The 1,174-nt window shown below is 36.9% G+C and carries 2 protein-coding genes; one reads left to right on the plus strand and one right to left on the minus strand.

Annotation, left to right across the window (positions count from 1 at the left end; all coding sequences use genetic code 11):
- A partial coding sequence (locus ON09_RS23710; protein ID WP_039843151.1) for a hypothetical protein occupies positions 1 to 181 on the minus strand: 181 nt, incomplete at its 3' end.
- Between the two features lie 216 nt (positions 182 to 397).
- Between ON09_RS23710 and ON09_RS23715 the strand changes: the two genes are divergently transcribed.
- Positions 398 to 1,174, plus strand: a 777-nt coding sequence (locus ON09_RS23715) for an NAD(P)H-binding protein (protein WP_010603558.1), incomplete at its 3' end; no start/stop codon positions are given.

The raw sequence follows: 1,174 nt of genomic DNA on the forward strand, positions 1-1,174 counted from the left end.
CAGAATCCAGATGAGCAGCATAATAGATATCTGAAATGAATTGATTGTAAATACTGTCAGCAGCAATATTTTTAACTGTTTGTTGTTGTGTTTGTGGAAGCTCTTCTGCTTTCCAACTTGTTCCGACAATGCTCATACTCACTAAAACAATCGCGGCAATGCCTAAAAAGATTTTCTTCATTAAGGGATGTTTGGTTGATTTCTGAAATAATAATACGAAGTTTATGAGTATTTGTTGTGCAAGCGCTGGTGTAGTTTTAATAATACGGACTGTTTTACAGCATTATGACGGATTATAGATAAAAATATAGCTTGCGGGAATGTTATTTTTCTTTAATCTAACTGATAATCAATAACAAATACGATTGTAAGGTGTTGTAATTTAAAACTGATCATCATGAAAATACTGCTTACTGGCGCAAACGGTTATATTGGAACAAGGTTATTGCCGCTGCTATTGGAAGAAGGTCATCAGGTAGTTTGTATGGTTAGGGATGAGCGTAGATTTGCAGCAAAATCTGATCTAAGTGAGGAAGTAGAAATTATCAGTGGCGACTTGCTCAAAGCAGATACATTGAATGAAATTCCCTCTGATATCGATGCCGCTTATTATCTGGTTCATTCAATGTCATCAAGTGATAGTGGTTTTGATGATATGGAAAGGCAATCCTCAGAAAATTTCTCAAATGCCATTAAGAAAACCAACTGTAAGCAAATCATCTACCTTACCGGGATTGCAAATGATGAACACTTATCAAAACATTTAGGTTCCCGTTTAGCTGTTGAGGAAGAATTAAAATCTTCAGGCATTGCCTGTACCATTTTACGAGCGGCAATAATCATTGGTTCTGGAAGCGCCTCTTTCGAAATCATTAGAGATTTGACCGAGAAAATTCCGGTAATGGTTGCGCCAAAGTGGGTAAAAACCAAATGTCAGCCGATTGGTATCCGCGATGTTTTAGGCTATTTAATTGGGGTACTACACAATGAAAAAGCTTTTAATCAAACATTTGATATTGGCGGACCTGATATTCTGACGTATAAAAATATGTTGTTGGGTTATGCTAATGAACGAGGTTTGAAGAGATGGATCATTACCGTTCCGGTCCTTACGCCCAGATTATCATCTCTTTGGCTTAATTTAGTTTCAATATCTACAGCGCAGTGTGTACGT

It is taken from the genome of Pedobacter agri PB92, assembly GCF_000258495.1.
Lineage (GTDB): Bacteria > Bacteroidota > Bacteroidia > Sphingobacteriales > Sphingobacteriaceae > Pedobacter > Pedobacter agri.